At 70.7% G+C, this 794-nt stretch carries 1 protein-coding gene; it reads right to left on the bottom strand.

The features are described 5' to 3' along the window. Nucleotides 1-794 (bottom strand): nucleotide sugar dehydrogenase (locus Q0L15_RS20115; RefSeq protein ID WP_296606408.1); only part of this gene is annotated, 794 nt, incomplete at both ends.

The following is a 794-nucleotide window of genomic DNA, read 5'->3' as shown; positions in this document are numbered from 1 at the left end:
ACCGCGAGCGATCGTTGAGCAGCTCGCTGACCCGGGCGACGACGTAGGACGGCATCGAGGAGTTGATCTCCTGCGCGAGCTCCACGAAGCGGAAGCTGTAGCCGAGCTGGGTGCGCACCCGGTGGCTGAGGTAGTTGGGGTCGATCGGGATGCAGTGCCCGCCCACGCCCGGGCCCGGGGTGAACGGCTGGAAGCCGAACGGCTTGGTCGAGGCCAGGCGGATCACCTCCCAGAAGTCGATGTCGAGCTCGTGGAAGAAGCGGGCCATCTCGTTGACCAGCGCGATGTTCACGTGCCGGTAGGTGTTCTCCAGCAGCTTGGCCGACTCGGCCTCGCGGGTGCCCCGGGTGACGACGACCTCGTCGACGACCTGGGCGTAGAAGTCGTGGACCCGCTGCGCGGAGACCGGGTCGTCGGCGCCGACGACCTTCGGGGTGTTCTTGAGCCCATACGTCGGGTTGCCCGGGTCGATCCGCTCGGGGCTGTAGGCCACGTGGAGCTGGTCGGGGCCGAGCCCGGAGAGCTCCTGGAGCAGCGGCTGCACGACCTCGGCGGTCGTGCCGGGGTAGGTCGTGGACTCGAGCACGACCAGCGTGCCCGGGCGCAGGTGCGGCCCGATGCTGCGGCAGGCGCCCTCGACGGCCGCCAGGTCGGGGCCGCCCTCGGCACTCAGCGGCGTCGGGACGCAGATCACCACGGCATCCGCCTCGGCCACCGAGGCGGGATCGGTCGTGGCGCGGAAGCCGCGCGACACCAGGTCGGCGATCTCGTCGTCGGAGAGGTCGTCCACGTGG

Origin of the sequence: Nocardioides sp. (assembly GCF_024509035.1) — a bacterium.
GTDB lineage: Bacteria > Actinomycetota > Actinomycetes > Propionibacteriales > Nocardioidaceae > Nocardioides.
Note: the sequence above shows the minus strand (reverse complement) of the source record. Positions and strands in the feature narration are given on the sequence as shown.